Source organism: Prosthecobacter sp. (assembly GCF_044226605.1).
In the GTDB taxonomy this organism is placed as follows: Bacteria; Verrucomicrobiota; Verrucomicrobiia; order Verrucomicrobiales; family Verrucomicrobiaceae; genus Prosthecobacter.
The window spans coordinates 33,857-60,592 of sequence record NZ_JBGAGS010000009.1 but is presented as its reverse complement, the minus strand read 5'-3'; the positions used below and the strand labels follow the sequence as shown (position 1 = coordinate 60,592).

Sequence of the window (26,736 nt, the reverse complement as noted above, 5' to 3'; positions counted from 1 at the left end):
CAGTCCTCTGGAGCTTTCCGCGGCCATTGGAGGTTCGAAAGCGCCGGAGGCCCGGCGCCCTCCAAAACGCCGCCGCACTTCAGCCCACCCTGATCTCTCATGAACACCGTTCCTCTGCTCGACCTGCTCTCCCACACTGCGCTGAAGGGTTCGGCGGTGCTGCTTGTGGCGCTCCTCCTCGGTCTGCTGCTGCGCACGCTTGCCGCCTCACGGCGCTACGCGCTGTGGATCACTGCCGTCATCGCGCTCGCGGTGCTGCCCTTTGCCATGGGAGTTCTGCCTGCATGGCGTGTGCTCCCGAAAGCTGCGGCAAATTTGCCGCGGTTTGGGCTTGATCCGGCACCGGCACAGGAAAATGAAAACCCGAAGGCGATGAGTCTGCCTGCCGGCACCAAAATATCGTTTTCGGCTCCAGCATACCACATTGGGCCATCGGAGTCCGCGCAGGCCGAAGTCCGATCCTCCACCTCGTGGAATAATTCATGGCAGGAAGTGGTATCCGTGCTGCCCGTGGCATGGATGTTTGTTGCGGGCATGCTGCTGCTGCGCCTGGGCGTCAGTGCATGGCGTCTGCGACGGCTGGAGCGCACTCTGCGCCCAGGAAAGTCAGAAGCTCTGGAAGACGCGGCGCGTGAGCTTGGATTGAAACGCCTGCCGCGCCTGGTCGTCGGTCCTGCGGACTCGGTGCCCATGGTGTGGGGCGTCTTCAGCCCGCGTCTGCTGCTGCCGGAAGGATTTGAAAACTGGAGCGCTGAAACGCAGCGCGGCGTCCTGCTGCATGAACTTGCGCATTTGAAGCGCGGAGATCCCCTGGCGCTGTGGGCGGCGCAATGGGTGAAGGCGCTGCATTGGTTCAATCCGCTGGCCTGGCTGACGCTGCGCCAGCTGAGAGCCGATCAGGAACGCGCGTGCGACGATGCCGTGCTGCGCAACGGCGTGCGAGCCAGCGAGTATGCGCAGTCTTTGCTCGATCTCAGCAGGCACAACCGAATCGCACCAGGGTTGTCTTTGTGCGCGCTTACCATCACGCGCTGCGCGCCCGTGGAGGCCAGGGTCAAGGCCATTCTGGATCCCACGCGGCATCGTGAAACAGTCACACTGCGCTGGCTGGCAGGCATGGCGGCATGTGCGCTGCTGATCACACTCCCGGTGGCGATGCTGCACGCCATCGAGGGCACCGGGCTGCGTGGTCGCATACTGGACCGCCATGGGATGGTGCTGGCGGAGAGCACGAAGGAAAAGGTGCGCAGCTATCCCTACAAAACATTGGCGGCGCATGTGCTCGGATACACCGGGAGAGCGAGCAAGGACGACGAGACGCCAACGGGGCGTGATGCCATGGAACGACAGCAGGAGGATGTCCTCCGGCAGGGCAGGGATGTCTCCCTCACGCTGGACATGCGAGTGCAGGCCCTGACCACGCGCGCCATGATGGAAGGCGGCTTCTCCAGAGGTGCCGCCGTGGTGCTGGACCCTCTCACTGGAGAGATTCTCGCCGCGGTCTCGCTTCCTTCCTTCGATCCCAACTGCTTCATACCGCGCATTTCGGCGGAGGATTTTCAGGCGTACTCCAGCCACAGAGATCTGCCCCTTTTCTCACGGTGTCTTAGAGGAAGCTACCCTCCTGCAGCGGCGTTCACGCCTCTGACCGCCCTGGCCGGATTCTCCGCCGGGCTGCGGGATGAGCATTACACTTGCAAAGGCTCGATCACCTATGGCACCCGCATCTTCCGCTGCTGGAAGGGAGGCGGTGATGAGGGCGGTCATGGCATGCTGGATCTGAAGGGCGCCATGGTTAGTTCCTGCAACTGCTACTGGTATCAGTTTGGCAATGCCACTGGCTTGGACGCTTTTGGCAGGCTGTTCACAGCGCTGGGCTTTGACAAGGACTACGATCTTTTGCCGGGAGAGGCAGAGGCAACTCTGCCGCCTCTGTCCGATGGAAAAAAAGGCAGTGGGTCCCCGAGCCAGGCGGAGATGGCCTCCCTGTCCATCGGCCAGGGGCGCATTTTGCTCAGCCCGCTTCATATGGGCATGCTTGCGGCCACGGTGGCCAACGGCGGCAAAGTGTCTCAGCCCGTTCTGGTGAAAGGCCAGGCCGGCACTGCGTGGCGTGCGGATCTGGCTGAGCAAGGAATCACCTCTGAAAGCATTGCTTTGCTGCGGCAGAGCATGCGTGCGGTGGTCAATGATCCCGCAGGAACCGGGCATGCCGCAAAGAGTGACAAGGTCGTGATCGCCGCCAAGACGGGCACCGCACAATGGAAGCTGTCCTCCAATCAAATGCTGGGCCTGATGATCGGCTTTGCTCCTTACGACGAGCCACGGATCGCCTTCGCACTGGTCTACGAGGGCAGCCGGGATGAAGTCGTGAGCGGAGGCAAGAATTGCGGGCCGGTGGTGAAGCGTATCGTCGAAGAGACCCTAGCGCTGCCGGTGGATGGCAGCGGCGAGGTGAAGCCGGTGGAGGATGAGATCGGAAGAGAGCATGAGAAACTGCTTCAGGCGCAGGCGCGATTTGATGCTCAATCCGTGCAGATCACTCAAGAGGTGGTTCTCAGCTTGAAACCCCTGGAAGATCGACTTGAGGTGAAGAAAGTCACTGTCGCCCGCGGACGCCTGACCATTGCTGGCGAGGCGGCGGATATTCCCACGGCATTGCAGGTTTTGCACCTCCTGCCCAAGATCGGGAAGCAGTGGGTCATTGGATGGAACTTCCCTGTTCCGCGGCCGCTGCCCGATGGAAAGCGTGTGGAATTCAGGGCGGAAGGTGTGTGCACCGCCGCGGCCGAAAAGGACGCAGCCGTGCAGCCCAAGGGCAAGGTGACCAACGCGATGGACGCCGACATCGTTCTGGACCCGGAGCTAGCGGAGCGCTGGAGGCTGCTGAAAAAAAGGGGGCATCTGGCTGACCTCCCGGTGAAGGCCGTGATACCGCCGAAACCCGAAGGCTGGATGAACGGCACCTCCCCGTTTCAATTCACTGCAGCCCGCGAGGCAGTGAAGGCCTGGCTTGCCGGTTCTTTGGGAGAAGCGGCGCGCCAGCATTATGAAAAGCAGCAGCCCTGGCCTGAAAAGCCCGGCGCGTTTGAATACACGTACGAGGGTTCCGGCGACTGCGTGATCCACCTCAAAACGCTCGATGCGGAGACGATCGAAGTGCGGCTGTGGTTGCAGAGCAAGGGGCCCAAACGCATTCTCATCGCGCCGGATGAGGCCCCACCTCCCGCACCCAAAACAGCCGTTCCCCAGGAGCTTCCTGGGGTGGTTGAGAGCGTTGAAACGTTGGATGGTCTCAGCGCGACGAAGCTGCGTGGAGAGATCCCACGCGAGGTCAAACATCTGGCCGCAAAGACGGGCGTCGCTCTATCAGGATTCAAGAATGAAGCTGGCAAAGTGACCCTCTTCGGTTCGGCAGCCGAACCCGAAGATGCGCATATGTTTGGCGAACTGCTCAAACAGAGCGGGCAGCAGGGAGGAGTGGCATGGCAGATGACCACCCCCCGCCACATGCCGGGTGAGTCGGGCTTGAAGTTCATGGTGCTGGGTTTCGACAGGACAGATGAGCCCCTGGCAGCGTCTTCTGTCAGAACTCCTGCCGCTCCCGCAGTTCTACCGCCGATGAGCAACTGGGAGACACTGCAGCGTTTTGGGAAACTGGCCGATCTGCCTGGGGGATTCAAGATCGACAAAGTCATTCCTGAGGAGAGCGCTTTTAGACTCCAGACCAATCTCGTGTTTGCGTTCACCGCGCCTCGCGGTGCGGTCCGTGAATGGCTCTCTGCCTCGCTGCCTCCCACCAAGCGCGCGGCGCAGGCGGAGCACCTGCGGGCCCTGGGCAGCACCGAACCGTTTCAGCATGCTTTTTGGGCATTGGATCGCTGCACCTTCCGGGTGAAATGTACCGGGGAAGAAGCCCGCGTGCTAATTTCCCGATCGTCATCCATTTTTCAGATCGCGCCTGATGAGTTTCAACAGCCGCGACCGGCAGGCAGGCTGGCACCGGATTATCAGCAGGAGAATCTCACGCAGCTGGCGCCTCCGCCGCCTACGTGGAATACCTCACTGCACCATTTGCGTTCTCAAGTTTATCCGGATGAGGAAAAGCCGCTGCCGTGGTTCATTTTTTCGCCGGTCCAGTTCAGTTTTGAGGCTTCAGATCCGCCCGCCCGCGACTTTTCGGACGACAATCTGCTGCTCAGCGTCACCCAAATAGGAAAGCGTGCGGATCAGAGCCTTCTTGTGCGGCTGCCGTTGCCGCGGTGATGATCACCGTGGGTGGATGCCTTCACAAATCTCCTCGATCACCTTCGCATTGAAGGCGGGGATGTCTGCGGGCTTGCGGCTGGTGACGATGCCGTTGTCCACGACGACTTCTTCGTCCACCCAAATGCCGCCGGCGTTTTTCACGTCGGTTTGGATGGCGGGCCAGGAGGTCATGTGGAGATTGTCCGCCAGACCTGCTTCGATGAGGAGCCAGGGGCCGTGGCAGATGGCGCCGATGGGTTTGCCGGACCGGCCAAACTGGCGCACCCATTCCACCGCTTCCGGGGTGGAGCGCAGTTCATCGGGATTCATCAGTCCGCCGGGCAATACGAGAGCGTCGAAGTCGCCCTGCCGGGCGTTGCGCAGCGGGATGTCCACGTCGAATTCATCGCCCTTTTCGGCATGGCGCATGCCCTGGATTTTGCCCTTCTTGGGGGAGACGATGCTGACGGTCGCCCCTGCTTCCTGAAGAGCCCGCATGGGTTCTTCGAGTTCAGACTGTTCGAAGCCATCCGTGGCAAGAATGGCAACGCGTTTTTCGGTGAGTGGTGTGTCGGAAAGTATTTTCATGGTACCCATCGGTTCGCGCGTCACACGCCCACGGGTTATCAGGACCTGCCCCCATCCGCCGGTGAGGCGGTCTCCAACGTCCCGGATGAACGTCTTGTCAGAGCGGCCCCAGGCCCAGATGGGCAAGCACCCGCGTGCCCATGTTCTCGATGGAGAAATGCTCCGCCACTTTCCGCGATCCACGCGCCAGTTCTTCGTGCAAGGTGTTGTCTGTCACCAGATTCTCCAGCTTCGTGGCCAGCGAGCCCGTATCCCAGCAGGCAAAGGTCAGGCCGCCCCTGTGGCCGCCAGCCTCGATCAGTTTGGAGATCCCGCCGAGATTCGGCACGATCACCGGAGTGCCCTGCGCCATGGCCTCCACCGGCACCATGCCAAAGGGCTCCTGGTGGATGGAGGGATAAACCACGGTGCGGCTCACACGAAACAAGGCCGACCGGATTTCGTCAGACACATAGTCCGACAGCAGCGGCTTGATGCGCAGATGCTCTGCAATCTGTCCGCAGGCATGCACATAGTTTTTGCCGAAGGCGGTGGGACCGCACAGGGCCAGCTGCACGCTGATGCCGCGCTCCTCCAGCAGGCGCACAGCATACAGCAGCAGATCAAGACCCTTCTCGGCATCGCGGCGCCCCAGATAGGTCACCAGCGGCAGGGCAGGGTTGTAGCTGGGAAACTGCCGTGCTACGAGCTCGCGTGCGCGATCAAGCGGGAGCGGTTCGCCGACCGGTACGCCCGGTGGAATGCTGGCCACCTGGGAGGGTTTCAGGCCGATCTCCCGCTGAATGCGTTCGGAATACGCGTCGCTGACCGCCACCGCCGGCCAGCCGGAGTGCGCCACGGCCTCGGCAAGCTTTTGGTAGAGCCTCGCCTCCAGTCCGATCGGGCGGGCAAAGTTGGCGTAGATTTCGTAGCCTTGGAAGGTGACCACATAGCGTGGTTTTCCAGAAGCGAGGTCTCGCGCCTCCTTGGCAAACAACGCCAGCATCTCGAGATTCGGCAGCAGATGAGTGACTCCGGTCTGCTCCAGCTCCCTGGCGAAGCTGGTGATCAAGCCGCGGTCGCGCTCCACCCCGCGGCACACGTGCCGCAGCACGGAGGTCATCTGCCGCTCCATAAAGCCCGGGCAGGTCTGCGCCACCCAGTCTCGAAACTTGGCGGGAAAGAGCCGGTGCGAGAGCCTGCCCACCGCATCCTCCACACCATACCATCCCAAGCCCGCATAGCGCGACCAGCTGAAGAGCCAGTGCTGAGTGATCCGGCGGTCCAGCACCGCGTTATTCGGTCGGTCAAAGGCCCACCACGCATGCACCTCATACCCTCGGCGCACTAGTTCGTTTGCCAGCCGGACATCGCGGACCTGGGCTCCCACTACCGCGCCACCTACGAGGATGAAGCCGAAGACCGGTTTTGCTTTTGAGGATGGAGAGGAGGGATCAGGCGAGGTGGGAATCACGTTCACAAGCAAAGGATACAGAGCGGGCAGAAAAAGAAAATCCGGAGCAAAAGACTACGGTTTCAGCAGTCCGCTGTCCGTGAGCCACTCCGTGAAGCGCGTGGGCCAGCGGGATGCCGCCGTGGGTTTGGCGTCCGGCTTGTAGCCGAAGCCGTGACCGGCATTCGCAAAAATGTGCATTTCTGCCTTCACACCGGCGGCCTTGTATTTCAGGTAGAGGGTGGCCATGCCTTCGGAGATATCCGGGCGGTCGCTGTAACCGGCGGCGATGAAGAGCGGAGGCATGCCCTTTTTGGCATCGAAGAGACCGGAGGTGCCGGGATAAATGAGGCCCTGAAAGTCCGGGCGGCTGCTCTGCTGCTCGATGGGGTCGGCGGATTCTTTGCTGCCGGGGTCGTTGGTAATGGCGGCAAACGCGGCCAGTTCGCCGCCGGCGGAGAAGCCGAGGATGCCGATGCGGTCCGGCTGGATGTGCCACTCGGCGGCGCGGCTGCGCACGGTGCGGATGGCGCGGCGGGCGTCCGCCATGGCATGATCCTGAATGGTGTAGGTGCTGCCGGGCTCGCGGGCGAGGCGGTACTTCAGCACAAAGGCGGCGATGCCATGGTCCCGGAACCATTCTCCCAGCGCGTAGCCTTCGTGGCCGAGGCAGAGCTTGGAGTGGCCGCCGCCGGGACAGATGATGACGGCGGTGCCGCTGGCCTTGTCCGCCGCAGGGACGAAAGGGGTGATGCTGGGATTGTGGACGTTGCACACATTGCTCCCTTCCGTTTTCTCCGCCTCAGCGGTGCGAGCCTCGGAGCCGGGGGCACCTTTGGGCCAGAGGGGCATGGCGGCCGGGGTGTCGGCGGCATGGAGGGAAAGAGGGAGAAACAGGGTGGCAAAGAGAAGGCGGCGCATGGGCGGAATGTAACGCTGAGAAAGCCGAAGTTTACGCGAAATGATCGACTGATTGACAAATCGCAGAGTCCCGCTAGTTTCGCGCCCCCTTTTCTGGGGAGGCCGTGATTTGTCCGGTCTGAGCCCTTTTTTCTGACTTTCACCACCCCACACGCCCATGCCAAAGACATTCAGGACCTACCAGCCTTCCAAGCGCACGCGCAAGCAGCAGTTTGGTTTCCGCGCACGCACGAAGACCGCGAATGGACGCGACATCCTGCGCCGCCGCCGCCGTGCCGGACGCAAGCGTCTCCTGCCGAAGGGCGTGGAACTCCACTTCAAGCGCCACACCCAGCAGCACTCCTAATCCTGCTGCGGCGCGCTCCTGCCCATGCGCCTTTCCTCAAACCTGCGGATGAAACTCGCGAGCGACTTTGCTCGCGTGAAGTCCCAGGGCAGCAGCCAGGCCGGAAAATATCTGGTGCTGGGTGCTTTGCGCGTGGAAGCGCTGGCGGAGTTCCAGTTTGGCCTCATCACCGGGGGTAAACTGGGCAATGCCGTGGTGCGGAACCGCATCCGCCGCCTGCTGCGCGAGATCGTGCGGGCGCACCGTGCGGAGATTGCTCCAGGCTGGCAGATGGTGATCATCGCCCGCTGGCGTGCCCCTCAGGCCACGCTGGCAGACCTGGAAAATGACTGGCTGCGGCTCGCGCGGCGTATGAATCTGCTCAAACAGAAGCATTCCGCCCCGCCCGCACCATGAAATGGCTCATTCGAATCCTCATCCGCGGCTACCAAGTGTTCCTTTCCCCCGTCATTCACGCCATTGGCGGTCCAGGCTCCGGATGCCGCTACACGCCGACCTGCTCGCGCTACTTCCTTGAGGCGGTGGAAACTCATGGCGTTCTGCGCGGCTGCTGGCTGGGCTTCTGCCGCATCGGCCGCTGCCACCCCTGGGGCGGCCATGGGCATGATCCTGTGCCGCAGAAGAAATGACGAAACTCGAATGACGAATGACGAATTTCTTCAGACAGTGTAATCGCATGGGCGGGGATCGTTCGTCATTCTGGTTCCCGCACCTCTCATCGTTTGGCCGGCAGGTGCCCGGGCCGTTTTCACGGGCAGTCTGCCTTTCCTTTCTCTCTTCAAACCCCTTTTAATTTTTCATGGACCGCAAAAGTTGGATCGTCGTGACGCTGTGCGTCCTCCTCATGGGAGTCAATTTCTACTACATGCAGGAAAACCAGAAGCTGGAGCAGGCCGAGGCTGCCCGGAAAAAGCAGGAAGAACTGGCCAAAAAGCCTGCTCCGTCTGCCACCGAACCAGCCCCTGGTGCTGTCACCGCCCCTGCCACAGCCGCCGCCGCCAACACCCCTCCTGCTGCTCCTGCGGCACCCGTGCTGCCTGAGGAAACCCACTCGCTGAAAGTCGGCACCGTTACGTATGAACTGACCTCCAAAGGCGGCGGCATTGCCCGTGCGGCGCTGGCTGGTACCGACCGCGTGGTGCTGAACAAGGACGCTCTGGAACCCATCGGCGCCCTGCGTCGTGAGCCGTCCGGACTGGATACCATCGCCTACAAACTGACGGCCAAGAGCGACAAGAGCGCCACCTTTGAAGGCACGACGGCCGAAGGCATCGTCGTCACCAAGACCTACTCCCTGACCGAAGGAGAAAAGAGCGACGAGCACCTGCTTGAGCTGCAGATCACCCTGAAAAACACCGGCACCGCCCAGCATCGCTCCGAGGAGTATTATCTCTACGCCGGCGCCGCCACTGCCATGAAGCATGACGAAGGGCGCTACGACGGCTTCTTCTGGAACAACTCCGGCGATGCAGACCACCATCTGTCGAAGTATTTTTCCAAGGGCTTTTTCAGCGATGCACCCGTCGACTTTAAAAACACCTACAACGCCCTGCGCTACGGAGGCGTGATGACCCGCTTCTACACCCACATCCTCACCCGTGTGGCCAAGAAGGATGCGCCCGGCAAGTTTTGGGCCGGCCGCCGCAAACTCGCGCAGCCGATCGATGCCGCCAACGTGGGCAAGTCCGGCATCGACGATTACACCTATGACGCCGCCATGGGCCTGCCGACGGTGGATCTCGCTCCCGGCGCTTCGGTCACGGAAACCTATGAAATCTACCTCGGGCCGAAGGAGTACGACCGCCTCAGCAAGATCGACCAGCAGCGCAGCAAGGCGATGTTTTACGGCTACTTCGGGTGGGTCAGCATCGCACTCTCCAAGGTCATGCGCTGGATGCACGACCTCAGCGGCAGCTGGGGCCTCGCGGTCATCCTGCTGACCATCTTTGTGCGCTGCTGTCTGTGGCCCATCCATGCCAAGTCCACCATGACCATGAAGCGCATGGGACTGCTGGGTCCGAAAATGAAAGAGCTGCAGGAAAAGTACAAGGACAACCCGCAGCAGCAGCAGATGGAAGTGATGAAGCTGTACAAGGACTATGGCGTGAACCCTCTGGGCGGCTGCCTGCCGCTGCTTCTGCAGTTTCCCATTTTCATCGGTCTTTACAGCGTGCTGGAAGTGGCCGCCGAACTGCGCGGCCAGTCCTTCTGGTGGGTGCGCGACCTCGCGGCTGCGGACACCCAGGGCCAGTTCCTTGGCTTCAACATCAATCCTCTTCCGCTCATCATGGGCCTGACGATGGTGGCGCAGATGAAGCTCACCCCGCAGCCTGCCACGGTGGACAAGACCCAGCAGCGCATCTTCATGATGATGCCGCTGTTCTTCCTGTGGATCAGCTACGACTTCGCCGCCGCGCTGGCCCTCTACTGGTCCACCCAGAACATCTTCAGCATCTTCCAGACCCGCATCATGAAGCTCTACATGCCTGAGCCAAAGCTGGAGAAGGTGTCGCAGAAGCCCGCTGCCAAAGCCGCGCCATCTCAGAGCGCCTTTTTCAATCCGGGCACGCCTGCGTCCGAGAAGAAAAAAGGCCCGAAACCACCCCGTTTGGGAGGCTAGAGACCCATGACTCCCCTCGAACATTCCCGCCACATTCTCGACTCCATGCTTGGCTATCTGGGCTTCGTGGTCCAGATCGAGGAGGACAACGGTCCCGACGGACCCACCCTGCAGGTGCTTACCGATGAGTCGGACGCCCTTATCGGCCGCCGCGGCGAGACGCTGGAAGACATCCAATACCTCGTCAACCGCGTGCTGCAGCGCCACATCAAGGACGCCCCGCGCATCCGCGTGGACGTGGAGTTCTACCGCTCCATGCGGGAGGACAAGATGGTCGCCCGCGCGAAGGAACTGGGAGACCGCGTGCGCGCCACCGGCCAGAGCGCGGACCTGCCGCCAATGAACAGCTACTACCGCCGGCTTGTTCACAACGTCTTCGTCAACGACCCCGAAGTCATGAGCGTGAGCCAGGAGGGAAATGCGCGTTTCAAGCGGATCGTCCTCCAGCGTCGCAGCCAGTAGCTCCACCGCTGCCAGCGGAGGAAAATCAGCTTCGTTCTTTACTCGTGGTGTGGTTTTGAGTTATTTCTCGAAACCCGCGCAAATTGCCGCGTCGTCGTCAACCCTGCCTCATCTTTATTCCACCCTGTATTCCCCATGAAATTGAGCCGTTACCAATCTGCCGTCCTTGCCCTGGCTTGCAGCGCCGGATTTACACACGCCGACGTCGTGACCCTGAAGGACGGTAAAAAGCTGGAAGGCAACATCACTTCAGAGACGCCCACGCACATTCACATGCGGTACCGTCTGACGCCCAAGATCTGGGACGACAAGGACATCCCGCGCTCCGAGATCGCCGAAGGCGGCATCGTCAAACAAAAGCCGGAAGAGGTGGAGATTCTCGAGCTGCGCAAATACGTGCCCACTCCGGATCTGCTGAGCGCGGAGAAGTACGAGCAGCTCATTCAGGACCGCCTGCGCCCCTTCCTGAACCGCTACCCCGGCACCAAGGAGGCTGCGGAAGTGGAAAAGATGATGGCGGACGTTTTGGAGGAGAAGGAGAAAGTCGTGGCCGGCGGCGCCAAGCTCGAAGGCAAGTGGCTCAGCCGTGAAGACGCCAAGGCGGAAAGCCTCAACATCAAGGCCTTCAGCGCACGCGCTGCCATGCTGGAAAAGATTGAGGCCAAGGATTACTCCGGCGCCCTGCAGGAGTTCGACAAATTCCTCGATCCCAAGACCGGCTTTGCAGCCTCCGTCTATTATCCCAAGGCTGTCGAGGAGATCCTGGTGGTGCTGGACAAGTACGAGAAGCAGATCGAGCAGATGATCCGGGAGCAGCCCACCCTGCAGAAGATGCGTGAAGAGAGCACGAAGAAGCTCATCGAACCCGAACTCACACGTTCCAAGGACGCCATCGCACGCGAGAGGGACAACTGGAAGAGCACCTATGATCAGGAGCGCAAGACCACGAAGTGGTTCACCCCTTACAAGTACGATCTGGACAGCCTCAAGACGCTTTCCAAGTCCCTCTCCACAGAGAAGGAAGCCCTGAAGGGACTTGATCTCGCCGTCATTGGCAAAGTCAACGAGGCCATCGCACGCATGGTGCGGGCAGATGCCAAGGCCGGCAAGGACAAGGCGGAGCTCGCCAAGATGGGAGAAGCCATCGTGGAGGGTGAAACCGCGGCGGCCAACGCCGATGCCACGAGCAAGCAGTTCTATCGCACGGTCTTCACCATGTACCGCGAGCGCCACGCCTATTTTACCCAGGTGCTGGCCACGGCCGTGCCCACAGATGCGCAGCCAGCCACCACCGGCGCTGCGGGTGGTTCCTCGGCCATCGCCGGCACCGCCACTCCTGGCATGGACTCCAAAGTCGCAGCCGCCCTCGCCGCCGCTTCTGGCGGCGCTCCTGCCCCTGCCGGCACCCCGGGTGCTGTCGGGACCGTGCCTGGCGCTCAGCCCGGCGTGGTTCCCGGAGCCGTGGCCCCCGGTGTCCAGCCTGGTGTGGCTCCCGGCGTCGTCCCTGGCGCTCAGCCCGGCATGGCGGCACCCGGCGTCCAGCCGGGCGTGGCCCCCGGAGCCTACCCGCAGCCGCCAGCCATGCCGGCCCCTGCCCCCGCAGCAGAAGAGGAAGAAGGCATGAGCACCACCACCATGATCCTCATTGGCGCAGGCGTAGTCGTCCTCGTGATCCTGCTCACCCTGCTGGGTGGCGGCAAAAAGAAGAAGTAATCATCCTTTCCCCGGCAGGGAGTGCGGAGAGCCTCAGGCTGGCCGCACTCCCCCGGCCCAAGGGCGCTCAAAATGCGCCCTCATCATACCCTGGATGTCAGAGTGTGGATCCAGGATTCAGGTGCCCGAGCGCTGCAGGTGCCGTTTACTGGCAGGCAGCGGGTTGATTCTGCTTTCAGGCAACGCGCGCTCCACAGCCAAGGGCGAACCCGTTTCAAAAGATCACGGAACCTATTTACCAACCATGCCGCGAGACTTTGGCAGGTGGCTCTGAAGCCTGTCCATGTCCTCAGGCTGGAGAAAGCTGAGGTACAGCATCAGCATCGCCAGGAAAAACAGCTCGAGGTTGTAGGCCATGAGGCTGATGCCCGCATGCAGGAAGATGCCAGCGGCGACGCCCCACCAGCGCCAGCGGCGGATCAGGAGCAGCACGGGAATGGCCAGCTCCAGCAGCAGCACGAGGTAGGTGACGCCTTTCAGGAGGAATCCGTAGTCGAGCACCCAGAGGCCGGGCCAGCGGGAGTTGTGGGAGAGGAGGAAGAAGCTCATGAAATCTCCACTCATCCAATAGTCGTCGCTCAGGCGTGCCAGCACCGCATGTACGTAAATGGCCACGAGCTGGGCCTGCATAAGCGTGAGGCCGTAACGGAGCGGCGGCGGACGGAAGGCGGTCTTTTTGCGCGCTCTGCGGGACTGCAGCGCCCAGCACGCAGGCATGGGGGAGATGAGCACGAGAAAAGAGGTGCAGCGCAGGACTTCATCCCACCCCACGAGAACCAGTGGCGCGCGCATGGCGTAGGACACATGCCAGACATAAACCACGGCGGCCGCCAGCCGGGGCCACACGCCCAGCAGGAGCAGCACCATGGCAGCGCCGCTGCAAAGCAGGTAGGCGCTGACGGCACTGAGATCGGAGCAAAGATCCAACGCAGACCAGTAAACTCCCACCGTGTACTTCTGCACCGTGTCGTGGTCCACCATGCCGGCGGCAGTGAAGAAGACTTCGCGGTCCGGCCAGATCTGCATGAGGTTCAGCAGGGAGACGAAGGCGAAAGCGATGCGCACGCAGGCGTACAGGCGGGGATCCGCCACGTCCAAAAACAGGCCGGTGAAACGGGAGAAAAGACTCTTCGCGTCAGCAGTCATCATGGTGCGAAGGCATTTTTGGGCGCAAGCGTTTCGAGCCGATACGGCCCCAGCACCGAAGGACGCTCCACGGCGATCTCCTTGAGCGAGCGCACGCCCAGCAGGCTGCGGGTATAGGACGGCAGCACCTCCAGAGTCATTTCCGCCTGGGGCGTGTAGCGTCCGGAGCGCATGAGCGCAGCGGCTGCGCTGCGCATGTAGGCCTCCCGGAAGACACCGCGTGTGGGATTGAAGATCACATTCACCATCCAGTTGTTGAGCCGGACATGGTCATGCTGGGAAAACCGTCGCAGCCCCGGCAGCACCACGCCTTCCTCACGCGGCTTTTTCCCCTTTTCCTGCACCACCAGCCGTGCCTCCAGGCGGTTCATGTTGGGGATGGTCTCAAACATGTTCCAGACCTGGGCGCAGCGAGTGAGGCGCTCATAAAAGCGATACACGGGGGACACCACCGTCTTGTCCCGCCATGGCGCGGGCAACATTCCGAACAGCAGGTACGCCAGGTGAACCGTGGCAAATGCCACGATCACTTTTTCTCGGTTGGACAGGGAACGCACGCGCATGGGCAGTGCGGCCAAGAAAGAACCGTGATGCGCCATTCATCAAACGAATAGAAAGGGAAATAGAGCGGCGCTTGAAGAACTTGCCGGGGCTGCCGCATGGAGGAGACAGGCCGATGGATGCATGGTGTGGCCGACCGTTTTCTCAAAATCGCGGTGCCCAGCCCCTTTGCGGGAAGTTTCTTGAAGGTGGGGGCAGCAGGCACGACCTGTGACCCCATGGAACTGCCCGATGTCATCGACCTCTGCCTGAGCCTCCCGGGCGCGGAGGAAACCCAGCCTTTCGGTCCCGAGGCGCTGGTGTACAAAGTCGGCGGCAAAATGTTTGCCGTCACCTCCCCGGACGATTTTCCCGCCAGCATCAATTTGAAATGCGATCCCCAGCGCGCCATCGAGCTGAGGGATGAGCACAAGGGCATCAAGCCCGGCTGGCACATGAACAAGAAGCACTGGAACACCGTCATGCTGGACGGCACCGTGCCGCCTAAGCTGGTGCGGGAGCTGGTGAAGCACTCGTATCAGCTGGTGGTGGATGCGCTGCCGAAGAAGGTGCGGGAGGGGCTGGGGAAGTAGAAAACCTGTGCGGCTTTTTTAAGCGCGACCGGACAACCGATGCTGCGCGATCTCCAGGCGTTTGAGCGAGGAAGCATTTAGCAGATGGCGATGAGGTCCAAGAAGCGACACAACAGCAGAGTAGTTGTGAAGACGAAACGCTTCTTGTGAGCGTGCCTCAGCACGCAGGAAATTCTGGCTCGCTTCGTGCCTGTCTCCTTCGATTCTGGCTTTCGCAATGGCTGCGAGAACTTGCGGAACGACAGACAAATCTCCCCGAAGCATGTCGGAGGCGACCTCTTTGAGCTCACGGGCAAGTTTTGGTAGTTGCCGCAACTGGCCGCGTTTGTCAGGAAATTCCGGCGCAAGCAAATCAGGGCGGCGGATTTCGGTCAACCATCCGAGATCAAAGGAGTCTTGTTGCCTGCGCAGCCAACCTCTTTTGACGTGGAACTCGATTGCTGTTCCCGATCCATAGCTGTGACCCTCAACTAGAATTTCTAGCCGGTCCTTGCTATACAAAACCGAATAGGGATTCGAGTAGGGTTCAAGCCGCTTGTCCACCTCTGCGAAACCGTAGTCATCCACCAAGAATTGAAATTCGGTGCGAATCGCAGCCACCAACTCCTGCTGATTCGGATACTGGAACTCCACATTCATGGCTTCATGTGATGACTCACCCCACCACCAGCTCCACTGGACAATGATCGCTCCCATGCACATCGGAACGGATAGTGCATGACTTGATCGCAGGCCTCAGCCTTTCCGATGCGAGCCAGTAGTCGAGACGCCACCCGATGTTCTTCGCCCGGGCGTCGGGGGTGCGCTGGGTCCACCATGTGTAGCGGCTGGGGCTGGGATCGAACTGGCGGAAGACGTCGAGGAAGCCGGCGTCGAGGTGCTTGGTAAAGCTGGCGCGCTCTTCATCGCTGAAGCCGGGATTCATGCGGTTGGATTTCGGATTGGCGAGATCGATTTCCTGGTGCGCGCAGTTGAGGTCACCGCAGGCGAGCACGGGCTTCTTTTTTTCGAGCTTCTTCAGATAGGCGCGGTAGGCGTCGTCCCAGGATAGGCGGTAGCTCAGACGGGCGAGCTCGGCCTGCGAATTGGGTGTGTACACATTGACGACGTAGAAGTCCGGGAACTCGACGGTGATGAGCCGGCCTTCGCGGTCGTGCTCATCAATGCCCAGGCCGTGCGTTGAGGTATGAAAAGGAACACGGCTGAGAATAAGCGTGCCGGAATAGCCCTTCTTCTGCGCGCTGTTCCACACGGCGCTGTAGCCGGGAAACCACGCCAGATCCACCTGCTCCTGCTGGGCCTTGGTTTCCTGCAGGCAGATCACATCGGCATCGCCGTGGAGCATGTATTCGCGGAGGCCTTTGCCGAGGGAGGCACGGATGCCGTTGACGTTCCAGGAGGTGAGTTTCATGAGCGGGAAAAAAAGGGTCGGAGGAGGAATGTGACAGGACGAATTAGGCCGGAAATGGAGATCGTGAAAGTGAGGAATCGGTGATGTTGCGAATGAGCTGTACGGTGCTTTGACTGGGGCATGAGCTTCGACCTGCTGGCACCGCATTACCGCTGGATGGAGGCGCTGTGTGCGGGCGGGCAGCTTCAGCGCTGCCGCACGGCTCTGCTGGGGGCGATTCATGCGCCGCGGCGAGCCCTGGTGTATGGCGAGGGAAACGGACGCTTTCTGGTGAAATTGCTGCGCCACTTTCCCCAAGTGCAAGTGACGGTGGTGGAGGCAAGCGCGGTCATGATTGACCTCGCACGAAAGCGGCTGGTGCGCGAGGGACTGGAGGGCGCACAGGTGGAATTTGTTCACGCGGATGCGCTGACGTGGCAGGCGCCGGCAGCGGCGTTTGATCTCATCGTGTCCTGCTTTTTTCTCGATTGTTTTCGTGAGGATCAATTGAAGACGCTGATTCCCGTCATCGCTGCTGCGGCCACAGCGGAGGCACAATGGCTGATCGCAGATTTTCAAATCGCCCACGCTGGAATGTGGCGGGCGTGCAGCCGGCTGATCGTGGGGGTTTTGTATGCGTTCTTTCGCTGGACGACGGGAATTTCGGCGCGGGAGCTGGTGCGTGTGGAGGCTTATTTGAGCGGGGAAAATTTCACTCGCGGGGAGCGTCGGGAGTTTCTTTGGGGACTGCTGTTTTGCGAGTGCTGGAGGCGTTGAGAGATTGCGTCTCATGTTCGACGCATAACTTGATTAATAGATGCCAATCCACGCGGATCATTGAGGACGAGTCCGTGCTTTATCTACGCATGGTCAATAAACCACACTCCCCAAATCGGTGGCTGCTTACGCTGGGTGTCAGCGCCATGGCAGCCGTGTCATTTTCCACTGCAAACGCAGGCACCACCACTCCGGCGAAAGCGCCGGTGGCGGACATCTTCGACTGGAAGGAGAACACCATCTCCCCGGTGACAAACCCGATCTACTTTGAAGATCCGGTGATCCGCTCTGAAATCCGCCCGATCTTCATCTACCACCGGTTCGACAACAGCTTTGTGACAGGTCGTGGCACCGCGCGTGCCGGAGCCATCCAGCTCCGTTACGCGATCACGGACCGCCTCGCATTCATTGCGACACAGGACGGCTACCTCAACATCAACGGCACCGCAGTGAAGGGCAACGGCTGGATGGATCTGGCCGCAGGCTTCAAGTATGCGCTGATCAATGATGTGCAGAACCAGTTCATCCTGACTCCGGGCTTCACCTTTCAGCTGCCCACCGGTGACAAGAAGATCTTCAATGGTCGCGGCTCAGGCCAGTTCAATCCCTTCGTCTCATTCGCCAAGGGATTCGGCGACCTGCACTTCACGGGCAACGTGGGCGTGCTGATCCCGATGCTGAGGGCCGAGCAGAACACCATGGCGCACTACAGCCTGATGGTGGACTACCACGTCAGCGACTGGTTCATCCCCTTCGCCACGGCGAACTTCTGGACCACGCTGAACAACGCCTCCAACATTCCGGGGCTGCGCAGCAACGGCTATGACGTGATCAACTTCGGCGCAGGCAATGCGAGCGGCGTGACTCAGGGCATGCTGGGCATCGGCTTCCGCTCGAACATTCAGAAGAATCTGTCACTCGGATTTGCCTATGAAATGGCGGTGGTGAAGCCCTACGGCCTCTCGAACAACCGCTTCACCATGGACATGTGCATCCGCTTCTAAGTCTGGAACAAGTGTTAGGTTGAGTCAGAGGTGTCATCGAGGCGCACGGGGACGGAGGTCCCCGTGCGTTTTTTTTGCGTTCCTTCGGGTGATTTGGAATTGGTGGGAAAGGGAGAAATGATCTAAGGTGGGGATCGGGATCGACGTTCCATCGTGATCCCCCAACCACCATGACACGCCACCCCCTTTCCCATGCCGCAGGTGCCTTAGCCCTGCTCCTCGCTCTGAACTCCTGTGGCAAGCAAGAGCAGCCCGCTGCAAGCGCGCCGCCTGCAGCACCAGCACCCGTGGCAGAGAAGCCGGCCGCAGCGGTGGCTGCTCCGGCGCCAGCACCAGCCCCTGCGCCCGCTCCCGCGGAGCCGGTGTTTGCCGCCTCACCGGTGGATTTGAACGGCTTTGGCAGTGATGAACCTGTGCAACGCGCAGATGAGCCGAACCGGGGGGTGATCGTGATCCAGCCGAAGGACATCAAGCACAGCTCTCAGCAGCACTGGGACCAGTACGACTGCGACAGCTTCAATCCCAAACGCTGGGGCCGGTACGAGGTGCGCCTGACCTACACGCTGCGGAACGCCACCATGGGCACGCAGTTTCGCTTTGCGCAGCAGCCTATGAAGAAGACTCTGATGGCCAGCAGCCAGCCGAAGCGCGTGGTGTACGGGACCGTGTATGTGGAAAAGCCGATGGTGTATCCTTTCTCGCTGTATGCAGCCGCGACGGGCACAGAGCCCGGCTTTGAAATCCACGAGGTGGCTTTTGTGCCGGCGCCCGAAGGTCCAGCCCCAGTGCAGGCCGCAGATGGCAGCATCGTGCTGGAAGCCAGCAGCGCGACCACATGGTCTGAAAACATGCGCTTTGAGCCGAAGGCCGAGAAGAATTGCCTGGGATTCTGGACCAGCGAAGACGACTTCGCGGAATGGGACTTTGAAGTGACGAAACCAGGCCGCTTTAAAGTGACGGTGGTGCATGGCTGCGGTACGGGCAACGAGGGCAGCGAGGTGGCGGTGAAGCTGGGGGATCAGCAGCTGAAGTTTAACGTGAAAGACACGGGCGGCTTCCAGAAGTGGTCCGAAGAAAAAGTCGGTGAAGTGGAAATCAAAGCGCCGGGCAAGGTGCGGCTGGTAATCGATCCTGTATCGAAAGCGAAGAGCGCCGTGCTGGATGTCAGCAAAGTGGTGCTCACGCCTGTGAGCTGAGTTTGCTCAAGCATGGACGTCGCGAGACCGATCACCCGAGATCCTGAAACCTGGCTCGATTTTGCGCCAGAGTTTTCGCAGGCCATGGCGCGGCAGGTGCGCGGGTGGATCCAGCGCTGGGAGCCGGACCTGACGGAGGCCATCAAGTGGAACATGCTGTGCTTCAGCGGGCGGAAAAACATCTGCGGCATCAGCGCCTGCAAGAAACACCTCGGCATCGCATTCTTTCGCGGCACGGAGCTGCGGGAGATCACGGACTTGTTTGAGGGTGGTGAAGAGAACACCAGCATCCTGACCGTCCGAGTGACCAAGCTGGAGAAGCTGAACGCGAAGGCCTTTCAGCGCCTGCTGCAAGCCGCCGTGGCGCTGGATGCGGATGAGTCTGCCAAGCCGCCGCCCGTGAAGAAGCGCGCCGAATGGCCCATGCCGCCCGCGCTGGAGAAAGCGCTGAAACAAAACGCGAAGGCGGCGGCGGGCTTCAAGGCGATGAGCATTTCCTGCCAGCGCGAGTATAAGGTGTGGATCAGCAGCGCGAAGCAGGAGGAAACGATTCAGCGGCGGCTTAAAGAGACGCTGCGTGCGCTGGCCACTGGCAGAAAGTGGGCGCAGCGCAAGGAGGCGTAAAGTGGTCCGCACAGTCCCCTGTGCGGCGCTCCGCCGCCACCCAACGTTTCTAAGTTATCCCAACATCATCCTCCGCCGCGATCACGGTGCATATTCGAGACGATCCGGCACGCCGTTGTTGTTGCTATCGAAGGGCAGGGGATCATCGAGATCTTTGCGGCCGTCTTCATCATGATCGTGGTCAGGCTGCAGCCATGAGTCATCATCGTTGAGCCATTCGCCCTGCTGCTGCAGAGCATGCCAGAGCTGCACGGCGGCATCGGCATGGGTGAGGGGGCGCCGAGCCACATCTTTGCTGAAAAGCCCCGGGTCCACCTTCAGCTTTAAAGCCGTGCACCAGCGGTAGAGCGTCGACCAGTCGGCCTTGTCCTCCGGATGGAAATCTTTGTCGGTGGTGGTGATGCCCCAGGTACAGATTGACTCGATGGCGGCGCGATCTGCATCATCCGGGCCGACATCCGCAAAACGCGGACCTGCCGCGACTTTCCATTCGGGTGGACCGGGTCTGGCCCGGAGGATTCGTGCCAGCTGGCGGGCGAGCTGGCGGCGAGTCATGACGTGCTCCGCATCAAAGAAGACCTTGTCTGAGTTCACGGGCCAGAGACCACGAACAGCGAGCATGTTTGCCGCTTCGAAATGCGCGGAGTCGAGCGCGAGATCCTGCCAGGGAAAAAGCAGCACACCTGGTCCGCCGGTGCCGCGCGCGAGTCGTAGCTGGATCTCTCGCCAGTGTTTTTGCGAAGCAGCTGCGGCGCGTGGCTGAATACCATCGCGCAGGCAAAGCCATGCGAACGTGGCGCTGGCTTGACCGACGTGCATCATCTGGCCGTGCAGACGCAGCGCGCTCTGCACCACGCTGCTGACGCCGATGTTTTTTGAGCAGCCGAGGAGGCCGTCCATCTGCACCGGCACGAGCCCGCGCAGGGGGAACATCGCGCGATCCGTGTCCGTGTGCCAGCCGCGGGAGGGAGTCTGCACATATTGCCAGGGGCCGTTGCGGTCCTCGCTGAGAAAACGCCGGCGCGTAGGGTGGAAGTCGATGTTGAACTGGAAGCCGAACACGCCATCCGGCACCATGACTTTGGCCCATTTGGGTTCGCGGGACTCAGCACGGATGTCCTGCTCGCGCAGCATGTAGAGAGCTTCGAGGCGCAGTCCTTCGCGCACGTAGGGCTTGGGCGGCAGCTGATCTGAAGTGCCGAATTCCTTTGTGAGCTGCATGTAGCGGAAGCTTTGCGGGAAGTCGCCCACGCGATCATGCACCGCCGTCTGCAGATGATGGAGCATTCCCAGCGTGTGCTGTCTGGCATCAGCGAAAATGATCTGCCGCTGCACCGGCGCGAGATCGACGATGTTTTTCTTTGAAGCGCCTGCCTCGGTTTTTTCCAGCGCCTCCACCACTCGCTGTGGGAGCTGGCAAAGCGGGTAGTCCTGCACCGGCCAGTTCAGAAACGTCGCCTCGGTGCCGGCGGCCAGGCCATTGTGCCAGCGATCCACAAGCCTGCGGTGAGTGTAAACGCTCCAGCCTGACTGGCTGTAAGGACCGGTGCTCATGTCGCTGTCCACCCACGGCGGTGTTTTATCGAGCGCTGCAAACGAACGCGGATCGTAGGTGGCCGGTTTGGGAATCGTGCTGTTCTTTCCAGCCTCACGCAGCACCACGCACCAGGAGAGCGGGTTCATTTCCTGGGCGCCTGCATCATCGAAGGCTGCGGGGGCACTGGCTTCGCCGAAACGAGATTTCAGATCGGGACCTGCCGCGTATTTTGCGCCGCTGAGGCGGATGACATCGCCCCAGTCCGAAGAGTCGAGCGTGAGCCTGGCGCGGACGGTGAGGGGGGAAGAATGGGATGAATGAAATGTGACGGCGGTGACCGCGCCTTTCTCAGTTTGGACTGCTTCTGGCTGCCAGCCGCGCTCGATGCGCAGCACACCCGCATCCACGTAGGGCCTGAGCAGCTCTTCGAAAATCTTCGCCGCCGCCGCAGGTTCGATGGTCTCGGTGCCACAGTAGGAGTTCCCAGGGGAGGGGATGCCGTAGGTCTGCGAGTTGTGGGCGCGGATGCGGCTGATGACCTCGCTGTAAATGCCGCTGCGGGGGAAGTTGATGCGGCGTCCGTTCACGCCGGTCCATTCGTCCGGGCATCCAACACCTTCAGCACTGAACTGACCACCGAGCCAGTCGATGTCATTGACGAGGACGATCTTCTTCACGCCTAGCCTCGCAGCTTGAACCGCTGCAGCACAGGCGGATTCGTTGCCGCCGACGATGAGGAGATCGGCTTCGAGGGGGGCGGCGTGGGCATGCGCCGCGACGAGGGCGATCATGCAAACAAGTGTGGAGAAAAATTTCATGCAGGGGGAGCGAAAGATCATCGGACACCAAGACAGAACCGGCTTGCCATTCGATGACGTGACCAAGTAAGCTACGCAGCGTGAGTGTGAATCTTATACTTTGGTCCGCTGTGCTTGGCATCCTGCTGCTGACTCCCAGCGCATTCAGTGAGGAGAAATCTCTTGTGAGCAAGATCGAAACTCCGAGGAGAATGGATGAGCTCGACAATTCGCGGCGGCTCAAACCAGGAGACGGCATAAGCATTCAAATCCTGGAGGACAAACGTGATGCGGTGCAGCAGGTCATTGCCGCAACAGGTGAAATCCAGGTGCCGTATCTCGGACTCATCAAGGCGGGGGGACTCACTTGTCAGGAACTGGCTTTCAAAATCAAACCCGAGCTGGAGAAGTTCGAAATAAGTTGTCCTGCAAGTTTCAGAACTCCACCGCCGGTTGAAAAACGCTTCTTTGAAGATGCAACGGTGCTTGTGACGTTCTATGACGGGAGTCTTGACGGACCTTGCCGTATCCGAGAAGTGTCTTTTGTTGTCGCTTCGGGAGCCATTGCCAAACAGGGTAAGTATGATCTTGAAGGCATTGCAGATCAAAAGCTCTCCAGCTTTCTCAAACGTGCCGGAGGACTTACTTCCACAAAGGCTGCTCCCAAAATCAAAATCGTCCGCAAAACACCTCAGGGAAACAAAACCATTCTCGTGAACAGCCGGGCGGTTTTGAGCGGAATGCACCCAGAGTTTGATCTGATTCTTCGCCCTTATGATGTTGTGATCGTGGAGTGATTTTCTGTCTATCAGTGGCTTGAGATCACGTTGACAGCTTCCATCTCAGCAATTTCTTTTTCGGCCTGTTCTTTGCGCCACTGAGCACCCAGTGCGTCAATTTCTATCATCAGTTCGTTTCCATCGAACATGCCCACTGTGCTCTGCCATGCATCACCATCTGGCTGCGGCGGAGTGCCGAAAGGAGTCTTCCCGTCGAGCATCACAAACATGGACTTACCAGTTCTCTTGGTTTGCCTGCTTCCGCCACTTGGCTCCCAATCGCATGGCTTCGGAGAAATGATTGTCCTCCTTGGCTGCGCCGGCGATTTTCTTCCAGCCAGCACGACGTGTGCTCATGCTGGCTTCGATCTTGGCAACACGACGTTTGAGGTCGCTGATCGTCTTCTCGAGAACCTTGCTGCTCATAAATTAAGATGCCATGCTTGGACGCCTGCGCAAGCGTGCCTCACACTCCAGCCGCCCGCACAGTCGCGTAGCTTTTCTTTCCTTTGCGGAGGATGCAGAGCTTGCCGCCGAGGAAATTTTCGGAGGTGAGCACGGGGACTTCGCCGGCGGGGACCTGGACGTTGTTGATGTAGAAGCCGCCACCTTTCATGAGGCGGCCGGCATCGCCTTTGGACGTGGCGAGGCTGAGGGTGACGAGGAGGTCGGCGATCTGCGGGATGGCGCTCAACTCCACGCTGGTGCTCGGGGCGGAAGCGGTGGCTTCGATGAGTGTGTCCACATCGGCTGTGGCGAGATCGGCACCGCCAAAGAGGGCCTGAGAGGCGAGGATGACTTTCTGCAGCTCTGCTTCGCCATGCACCATTTGGGTGACTTCGGCGGCGAGGCGCTTGTGGCCGCTGCGCTGTCCGGGATTGGCATTGTGTTCGGCCTCGATGGCTTCGATCTCTTCGTGCGAGAGCAGTGTGAACTGGCGCAGGAAGCGCGGCACGTCGGGGTCCTCGGAATTCACCCAGAACTGGTAGAAGGCATAGGGGCTGGTCTTCTTCGCGTCCATCCAGATGGCGCCGGCTTCGGACTTGCCGAATTTTTTGCCTGAGCTGGTGGTGATGAGCGGGAAGGTGACGACAAACGTGCGCTGCTCGGGCAGGCTGCGCTGATCGCGCATCTTGCGAACGAGGTCGATGCCCGCGGTCATGTTGCCCCACTGGTCGCTGCCGCCGATCTGCACGGTGCAGCCATGGCGCTCATTGAGGACCACGAAGTCGTAGGCCTGCAGGATCATGTAGGTGAACTCGGTGAAGGAGATGCCGCTTTCCAGGCGGGCGCTGACGGACTCCTTCGCCAGCATCCAGGCGATGGTGAAGTTTTTGCCCACATCGCGGAGTAGTTCCACCGCGCTCATTTTGCAGATCCAGTCCGCGTTGTTTTCCACAATGGTTTGTTCGGGGACGAGGATGCTGCGGATCTGTGCCTCGATGCGCTTCACAAATTCCGCGACGGTCTCGGGGGTGTTGAGGGTGCGCTCGTTGGCCTTGCCGCTGGGATCGCCGATCAGGCCGGTGCCGCCGCCGACGATGGCGATGGCCTTGTGCCCATGCTCCTGTACGCGGCGCAGGGCCATGAGAGGGAGCAGGTTGCCGATGTGGAGGCTGTCTGCGGTGGGGTCAAAGCCGCAGTAGAAGGTCTGCTGGGTTTTGAGGGCTTCCTTGAGGGCTTCGAGGTCGCTGCACTGCTTGAGCAGGCCGCGCCATTCGAGGTCGGCGATCAGGTCGGTCGTGGGCATGAGAAGAGGGAAAATGACGAATGCAGAATGACGAATTCCCGAATGGGAAGATCGTGCGAGTTCAATGGGGGACGTCGCTTTTTAGGGCGTGGAGCCCGGCTCAGCACGGAGAAGCTGGGAGCCGTTGAATTTTTCGTTCGGCCTGAAGAGCCAGCCGGGAGATTCATTGCGGACTTCCCAGCGGCGCAGCTCGAACTCGGGGAGGACGAGGTTGCTGTTGGGGTCGAAGACCTTGCGGCCGGTGTAGCGGCCCCACATGGTGTATTCGGCGTTGTGGTCGTCACCGTAGGCATAGCCGCCGTCGGTCGGCTGCTCTGGCAGGCGGTAGGGGATCTTCTGGTAGCGCTCGTTCATGATGACGAGCTTGGAGTTTGCCCAGGGTTCGCCCGGGCGGCGGAGGTAGCCCCAGAGATGGGTGTGATTGATGTAGAAACGGCGGCCGATGTAATAATCTCCACGCGGCTCCATGGCGATCTGACGATTGCGAGCCTCGACGGCGGAGGCCTGCTGCGGAGAGAGGCCGGTGGTCTCACAGCCGGTGATGAAGAGGCTGAGAAGGCAGAGGGCGATGGAGATGTGAGCGCGGCGTGACATGACGACTGACACTGTGAAGCGTGCGCGGGCCGTCGCAATGGGAAAGGCGCAATGATCAGCGCCCGTAATGCGCATTCCCAGAGGAATTGGCGGTGCCTCCCGTTTCCTGAATCCAATGCTCGAGGAAAAACATCTTTTTCTCCGGCAGGAGGGTCGTGGCGGTGCCGATGAGCGGCCGGAGGGCGGTGGACATCTGCAGGGTGACGACAAGGAAGATGCCCATCCAAATCGTGAGGTAGAGGCCTCCGGTCATGCCAAAAGTCCCGGCGGCCGACACCAGCAACCGGAAGCCGAAGAGGAGCGCGATAACCCAGAAGGCGAGGACCAGGAAGCCCATGAAACCCACCGATTCGGTTGATTGGGAAAAGATCCACACCACGGGGGTAAAACCCAGCAGCAGCAGGGCGGTCAGCGCCATCATGGAAAGCAGCATGCCCACGACCTGCGGAAGGCGTGCCTCGATGCCGCCGAGGGCGCTGAAGATATACAGGCTGGGCAGGCAGATGATCAGGGAGGCGAGCACCCCGCCGACGACTTTGACGGGAGAGGCCCAGTATTGGGTACCGCCGGAGAAGGTGCCGAGCAGGGCGCCGAAGACGGCGAGACCCAGCACCGCAGCCACGAGGAGGATGAGGGGGACCTTGCTGCTACGCTGTTTGCACTCATTCAGGATGCGTCCGGGATGCCTCAGAAGGGCCTCGATCACCACCACGAAAGAGGCGGGTGCGCCGAGGGGCTGAAGCTCCAGTTTGGCGGAGTTATGTGTCGGATTCGGCAATGGGGGCGGCGGGGTGGGTGTGATTTCAGGGTTCATGGCGTGAGGTGGAGTATGGGTTGGGACGGGATGCGGAGGTGCGGTTGACGGCACGAATGAAAAGCCAGGCGACGAGAGCCATGAGCGCGAAGAGGTGCAACAGGACCCCCGCCATGCCGTCCGGCAGGCTTGCCTGGATCATGGTCCAGACTGCCTCATAGAAGTTGCCGTGAAACGGGTCAGGGCGCAGGAACTCGACTTCCAGAGACGGATTGCCGAAGAAGGGGCGCAGGATGTAGGAGAGCTGGGCACCGACGAAGAGATTGCCCGCCAGCCATGCCACCAAGGTGCGCCGGGCGGCGGCGGCACTGCCGGAAAAGGCCTCGATGAGGCGCAGCAGCTTGTGATTGGCGATGATGCCGGCGAAGGCGATGACGGCGGTGTTGCTGAGCAGGAACACGCGGTACCAGCCTTCCAGATCCCTTGTGCCATCTGCAGGACGGTCCAGCGCCATGGCGATAATGATGGGTGCAAGGGAGCCGACGATCAGAGCAAAGAGGGCAAAGCTCATCAGGCAGGCCTGCATGGTCTGGCGGAAGGACATGCCGCTGCCGAGGAGGGAGCCAAACATGCCATTGATGAGACCATTCACGCCCAGCGTGAGGAAGATGAGCAGCGGCATTTTCACCGCGACAAAGCAGGCCATCAGCGGCGCCCGTCCCAGACCGATGGCGAAGCCGTAGGCGCCACATCCCACGATGATGCCCACGACCAGCGGCAGCATGGCACGGACGGATTTTTCTCCCAGCCAGTTCACGAGGCCGACGGTCTCGCCACGGGCCAGTGACATGAGCCGGGAGGTGAGCGGGGTGGGCATTTGGAGGAGCGCGGTGAGGTTCGCCTGCGGGGGCACTCTGTGACGCGG

The 26,736-nt window shown here is 60.8% G+C and carries 26 protein-coding genes and 1 pseudogene; 13 read left to right on the top strand and 14 right to left on the bottom strand.

Annotation, left to right across the window (positions count from 1 at the left end):
- Positions 1-99 precede the first annotated feature (99 nt).
- Entirely contained in the window at positions 100-4,266 is a 4,167-nt protein-coding gene (locus tag ACILSO_RS13730) for a penicillin-binding transpeptidase domain-containing protein (RefSeq protein ID WP_395737991.1), read from the top strand.
- A 3-nt stretch (positions 4,267-4,269) separates the two neighbouring features.
- On the opposite strand, the gene ACILSO_RS13725 is transcribed toward ACILSO_RS13730, so the two are convergent.
- The 3 genes from ACILSO_RS13725 to ACILSO_RS13715 form a co-directional block, all read right to left on the bottom strand.
- Complete coding sequence (locus ACILSO_RS13725; protein WP_395737990.1) at positions 4,270-4,836, bottom strand: type 1 glutamine amidotransferase domain-containing protein; 567 nt, start codon at positions 4,834-4,836, stop codon at positions 4,270-4,272.
- A 97-nt stretch (positions 4,837-4,933) separates the two neighbouring features.
- The gene (locus ACILSO_RS13720) at positions 4,934-6,289 is read right to left on the bottom strand and encodes a glycosyltransferase family 4 protein (RefSeq protein ID WP_395737989.1); all 1,356 of its coding nucleotides are present in this window, start codon (positions 6,287-6,289) and stop codon (positions 4,934-4,936) included.
- Between the two features lie 54 nt (positions 6,290-6,343).
- Entirely contained in the window at positions 6,344-7,189 is an 846-nt protein-coding gene (locus tag ACILSO_RS13715; protein ID WP_395737988.1) for an alpha/beta hydrolase, read from the bottom strand.
- Between the two features lie 157 nt (positions 7,190-7,346).
- Between ACILSO_RS13715 and rpmH the strand changes: the two are divergent.
- The 6 genes and pseudogenes from rpmH to ACILSO_RS13685 form a co-directional block, all read left to right on the top strand.
- Positions 7,347-7,481 (top strand): annotated as a pseudogene (rpmH, locus tag ACILSO_RS13710) (50S ribosomal protein L34); the annotation flags it as partial.
- A gap of 102 nt (positions 7,482-7,583) precedes the next feature.
- Complete coding sequence (gene rnpA / locus ACILSO_RS13705; protein WP_395737987.1) at positions 7,584-7,931, top strand: ribonuclease P protein component; 348 nt, start codon at positions 7,584-7,586, stop codon at positions 7,929-7,931.
- Positions 7,928-8,164 carry a membrane protein insertion efficiency factor YidD gene (gene yidD, locus ACILSO_RS13700; protein WP_395737986.1) on the top strand — a complete coding sequence of 79 codons (237 nt, stop codon included), beginning with the start codon at positions 7,928-7,930 and terminating at the stop codon, positions 8,162-8,164. Before rnpA ends, yidD begins: the two co-directional genes overlap by 4 nt.
- Before the next feature lie 170 nt (positions 8,165-8,334).
- Complete coding sequence (locus ACILSO_RS13695) at positions 8,335-10,155, top strand: YidC/Oxa1 family insertase periplasmic-domain containing protein (RefSeq protein WP_395737985.1); 1,821 nt, start codon at positions 8,335-8,337, stop codon at positions 10,153-10,155.
- Between the two features lie 6 nt (positions 10,156-10,161).
- Positions 10,162-10,617 (top strand): protein jag, encoded by a 456-nt coding sequence (locus ACILSO_RS13690; protein WP_395737984.1) that lies wholly within the window; start codon positions 10,162-10,164, stop codon positions 10,615-10,617.
- A 135-nt stretch (positions 10,618-10,752) separates the two neighbouring features.
- Positions 10,753-12,330: a PTPDL family protein gene (locus ACILSO_RS13685; RefSeq protein ID WP_395737983.1), complete on the top strand. Its 1,578-nt coding sequence runs from the start codon at positions 10,753-10,755 to the stop codon at positions 12,328-12,330.
- A gap of 231 nt (positions 12,331-12,561) precedes the next feature.
- Here ACILSO_RS13685 and ACILSO_RS13680 read toward each other — a convergent pair whose 3' ends face one another.
- Together ACILSO_RS13680 and ACILSO_RS13675 are read right to left on the bottom strand one after the other, a co-directional pair.
- Positions 12,562-13,479, bottom strand: a complete 918-nt coding sequence (locus ACILSO_RS13680; protein ID WP_395737982.1) for an HTTM domain-containing protein — start codon at positions 13,477-13,479, stop codon at positions 12,562-12,564.
- The gene (locus tag ACILSO_RS13675) at positions 13,476-14,039 is read right to left on the bottom strand and encodes a hypothetical protein (protein ID WP_395737981.1); all 564 of its coding nucleotides are present in this window, start codon (positions 14,037-14,039) and stop codon (positions 13,476-13,478) included. Before ACILSO_RS13675 ends, ACILSO_RS13680 begins: the two co-directional genes overlap by 4 nt.
- 216 nt (positions 14,040-14,255) lie before the next feature.
- Here ACILSO_RS13675 and ACILSO_RS13670 point away from each other — a divergent pair, with 216 nt between their 5' ends.
- On the top strand, positions 14,256-14,609 hold the full coding sequence (locus tag ACILSO_RS13670; protein ID WP_395737980.1) for an MmcQ/YjbR family DNA-binding protein: 354 nt from the start codon (positions 14,256-14,258) through the stop codon (positions 14,607-14,609).
- 18 nt (positions 14,610-14,627) lie between these two features.
- On the opposite strand, the gene ACILSO_RS13665 is transcribed toward ACILSO_RS13670, so the two are convergent.
- Positions 14,628-15,248, bottom strand: a complete 621-nt coding sequence (locus ACILSO_RS13665; protein WP_395737979.1) for a hypothetical protein — start codon at positions 15,246-15,248, stop codon at positions 14,628-14,630.
- Positions 15,249-15,264: 16 nt separating this feature from the next.
- Entirely contained in the window at positions 15,265-16,020 is a 756-nt protein-coding gene (locus ACILSO_RS13660; RefSeq protein WP_395737978.1) for an exodeoxyribonuclease III, read from the bottom strand.
- 120 nt (positions 16,021-16,140) lie between these two features.
- Here ACILSO_RS13660 and ACILSO_RS13655 point away from each other — a divergent pair, with 120 nt between their 5' ends.
- The 4 genes from ACILSO_RS13655 to ACILSO_RS13640 all read left to right on the top strand — a co-directional run bounded on the left by ACILSO_RS13655 (position 16,141) and on the right by ACILSO_RS13640 (position 19,600).
- Positions 16,141-16,776: a class I SAM-dependent methyltransferase gene (locus tag ACILSO_RS13655; RefSeq protein ID WP_395737977.1), complete on the top strand. Its 636-nt coding sequence runs from the start codon at positions 16,141-16,143 to the stop codon at positions 16,774-16,776.
- 89 nt (positions 16,777-16,865) lie between these two features.
- The gene (locus ACILSO_RS13650) at positions 16,866-17,780 is read left to right on the top strand and encodes a hypothetical protein (protein ID WP_395737976.1); all 915 of its coding nucleotides are present in this window, start codon (positions 16,866-16,868) and stop codon (positions 17,778-17,780) included.
- A 170-nt stretch (positions 17,781-17,950) separates the two neighbouring features.
- Positions 17,951-18,976, top strand: a complete 1,026-nt coding sequence (locus tag ACILSO_RS13645; protein ID WP_395737975.1) for a DUF5077 domain-containing protein — start codon at positions 17,951-17,953, stop codon at positions 18,974-18,976.
- A gap of 12 nt (positions 18,977-18,988) precedes the next feature.
- On the top strand, positions 18,989-19,600 hold the full coding sequence (locus tag ACILSO_RS13640) for a DUF1801 domain-containing protein (RefSeq protein WP_395737974.1): 612 nt from the start codon (positions 18,989-18,991) through the stop codon (positions 19,598-19,600).
- 81 nt (positions 19,601-19,681) lie between these two features.
- On the opposite strand, the gene ACILSO_RS13635 is transcribed toward ACILSO_RS13640, so the two are convergent.
- The gene (locus ACILSO_RS13635; protein ID WP_395737973.1) at positions 19,682-21,955 is read right to left on the bottom strand and encodes an FAD-dependent oxidoreductase; all 2,274 of its coding nucleotides are present in this window, start codon (positions 21,953-21,955) and stop codon (positions 19,682-19,684) included.
- 80 nt (positions 21,956-22,035) lie between these two features.
- On the opposite strand from ACILSO_RS13635, the gene ACILSO_RS13630 reads away from it, so the two are divergent.
- Complete coding sequence (locus ACILSO_RS13630) at positions 22,036-22,731, top strand: polysaccharide biosynthesis/export family protein (RefSeq protein WP_395737972.1); 696 nt, start codon at positions 22,036-22,038, stop codon at positions 22,729-22,731.
- Between the two features lie 11 nt (positions 22,732-22,742).
- Here the strand turns inward: ACILSO_RS13630 and ACILSO_RS13625 are convergent, their stop codons facing one another.
- The 6 genes from ACILSO_RS13625 to ACILSO_RS13600 form a co-directional block, all read right to left on the bottom strand.
- Complete coding sequence (locus ACILSO_RS13625) at positions 22,743-22,943, bottom strand: hypothetical protein (protein ID WP_395737971.1); 201 nt, start codon at positions 22,941-22,943, stop codon at positions 22,743-22,745.
- A 4-nt stretch (positions 22,944-22,947) separates the two neighbouring features.
- Complete coding sequence (locus tag ACILSO_RS13620; RefSeq protein ID WP_395737970.1) at positions 22,948-23,139, bottom strand: hypothetical protein; 192 nt, start codon at positions 23,137-23,139, stop codon at positions 22,948-22,950.
- 40 nt (positions 23,140-23,179) lie between these two features.
- Positions 23,180-24,463: a tyrosine--tRNA ligase gene (tyrS, locus tag ACILSO_RS13615; RefSeq protein ID WP_395737969.1), complete on the bottom strand. Its 1,284-nt coding sequence runs from the start codon at positions 24,461-24,463 to the stop codon at positions 23,180-23,182.
- A gap of 81 nt (positions 24,464-24,544) precedes the next feature.
- Positions 24,545-25,057, bottom strand: coding sequence for a hypothetical protein (locus tag ACILSO_RS13610; protein WP_395737968.1), 513 nt, complete (start codon positions 25,055-25,057; stop codon positions 24,545-24,547).
- A 55-nt stretch (positions 25,058-25,112) separates the two neighbouring features.
- Positions 25,113-25,871: a hypothetical protein gene (locus tag ACILSO_RS13605; protein ID WP_395737967.1), complete on the bottom strand. Its 759-nt coding sequence runs from the start codon at positions 25,869-25,871 to the stop codon at positions 25,113-25,115.
- Positions 25,861-26,661 (bottom strand): hypothetical protein, encoded by an 801-nt coding sequence (locus ACILSO_RS13600; protein WP_395737966.1) that lies wholly within the window; start codon positions 26,659-26,661, stop codon positions 25,861-25,863. The genes ACILSO_RS13605 and ACILSO_RS13600 overlap by 11 nt, the downstream gene beginning before the upstream one ends.
- Positions 26,662-26,736: the final 75 nt, after the last annotated feature.

What these genes read in the sequence shown, in the direction of transcription:
- ACILSO_RS13730 (WP_395737991.1), top strand. Translation starts at nt 100, where the DNA reads ATGAACACCGTTCCTCTGCTCGACCTGCTCTCCCACACTGCGCTGAAG.
- ACILSO_RS13725 (WP_395737990.1), bottom strand. Translation starts at nt 4,836, where the DNA reads ATGAAAATACTTTCCGACACACCACTCACCGAAAAACGCGTTGCCATT.
- ACILSO_RS13715 (WP_395737988.1), bottom strand. Translation starts at nt 7,189, where the DNA reads ATGCGCCGCCTTCTCTTTGCCACCCTGTTTCTCCCTCTTTCCCTCCAT.
- rnpA (WP_395737987.1), top strand. Translation starts at nt 7,584, where the DNA reads ATGAAACTCGCGAGCGACTTTGCTCGCGTGAAGTCCCAGGGCAGCAGC.
- yidD (WP_395737986.1), top strand. Translation starts at nt 7,928, where the DNA reads ATGAAATGGCTCATTCGAATCCTCATCCGCGGCTACCAAGTGTTCCTT.
- ACILSO_RS13695 (WP_395737985.1), top strand. Translation starts at nt 8,335, where the DNA reads ATGGACCGCAAAAGTTGGATCGTCGTGACGCTGTGCGTCCTCCTCATG.
- ACILSO_RS13690 (WP_395737984.1), top strand. Translation starts at nt 10,162, where the DNA reads ATGACTCCCCTCGAACATTCCCGCCACATTCTCGACTCCATGCTTGGC.
- ACILSO_RS13685 (WP_395737983.1), top strand. Translation starts at nt 10,753, where the DNA reads ATGAAATTGAGCCGTTACCAATCTGCCGTCCTTGCCCTGGCTTGCAGC.
- ACILSO_RS13680 (WP_395737982.1), bottom strand. Translation starts at nt 13,479, where the DNA reads ATGATGACTGCTGACGCGAAGAGTCTTTTCTCCCGTTTCACCGGCCTG.
- ACILSO_RS13675 (WP_395737981.1), bottom strand. Translation starts at nt 14,039, where the DNA reads ATGCGCGTGCGTTCCCTGTCCAACCGAGAAAAAGTGATCGTGGCATTT.
- ACILSO_RS13670 (WP_395737980.1), top strand. Translation starts at nt 14,256, where the DNA reads ATGGAACTGCCCGATGTCATCGACCTCTGCCTGAGCCTCCCGGGCGCG.
- ACILSO_RS13665 (WP_395737979.1), bottom strand. Translation starts at nt 15,248, where the DNA reads ATGAATGTGGAGTTCCAGTATCCGAATCAGCAGGAGTTGGTGGCTGCG.
- ACILSO_RS13660 (WP_395737978.1), bottom strand. Translation starts at nt 16,020, where the DNA reads ATGAAACTCACCTCCTGGAACGTCAACGGCATCCGTGCCTCCCTCGGC.
- ACILSO_RS13655 (WP_395737977.1), top strand. Translation starts at nt 16,141, where the DNA reads ATGAGCTTCGACCTGCTGGCACCGCATTACCGCTGGATGGAGGCGCTG.
- ACILSO_RS13650 (WP_395737976.1), top strand. Translation starts at nt 16,866, where the DNA reads ATGGTCAATAAACCACACTCCCCAAATCGGTGGCTGCTTACGCTGGGT.
- ACILSO_RS13645 (WP_395737975.1), top strand. Translation starts at nt 17,951, where the DNA reads ATGACACGCCACCCCCTTTCCCATGCCGCAGGTGCCTTAGCCCTGCTC.
- ACILSO_RS13640 (WP_395737974.1), top strand. Translation starts at nt 18,989, where the DNA reads ATGGACGTCGCGAGACCGATCACCCGAGATCCTGAAACCTGGCTCGAT.
- ACILSO_RS13635 (WP_395737973.1), bottom strand. Translation starts at nt 21,955, where the DNA reads ATGAAATTTTTCTCCACACTTGTTTGCATGATCGCCCTCGTCGCGGCG.
- ACILSO_RS13625 (WP_395737971.1), bottom strand. Translation starts at nt 22,943, where the DNA reads ATGTTTGTGATGCTCGACGGGAAGACTCCTTTCGGCACTCCGCCGCAG.
- ACILSO_RS13620 (WP_395737970.1), bottom strand. Translation starts at nt 23,139, where the DNA reads ATGAGCAGCAAGGTTCTCGAGAAGACGATCAGCGACCTCAAACGTCGT.
- tyrS (WP_395737969.1), bottom strand. Translation starts at nt 24,463, where the DNA reads ATGCCCACGACCGACCTGATCGCCGACCTCGAATGGCGCGGCCTGCTC.
- ACILSO_RS13610 (WP_395737968.1), bottom strand. Translation starts at nt 25,057, where the DNA reads ATGTCACGCCGCGCTCACATCTCCATCGCCCTCTGCCTTCTCAGCCTC.
- ACILSO_RS13605 (WP_395737967.1), bottom strand. Translation starts at nt 25,871, where the DNA reads ATGAACCCTGAAATCACACCCACCCCGCCGCCCCCATTGCCGAATCCG.
- ACILSO_RS13600 (WP_395737966.1), bottom strand. Translation starts at nt 26,661, where the DNA reads ATGTCACTGGCCCGTGGCGAGACCGTCGGCCTCGTGAACTGGCTGGGA.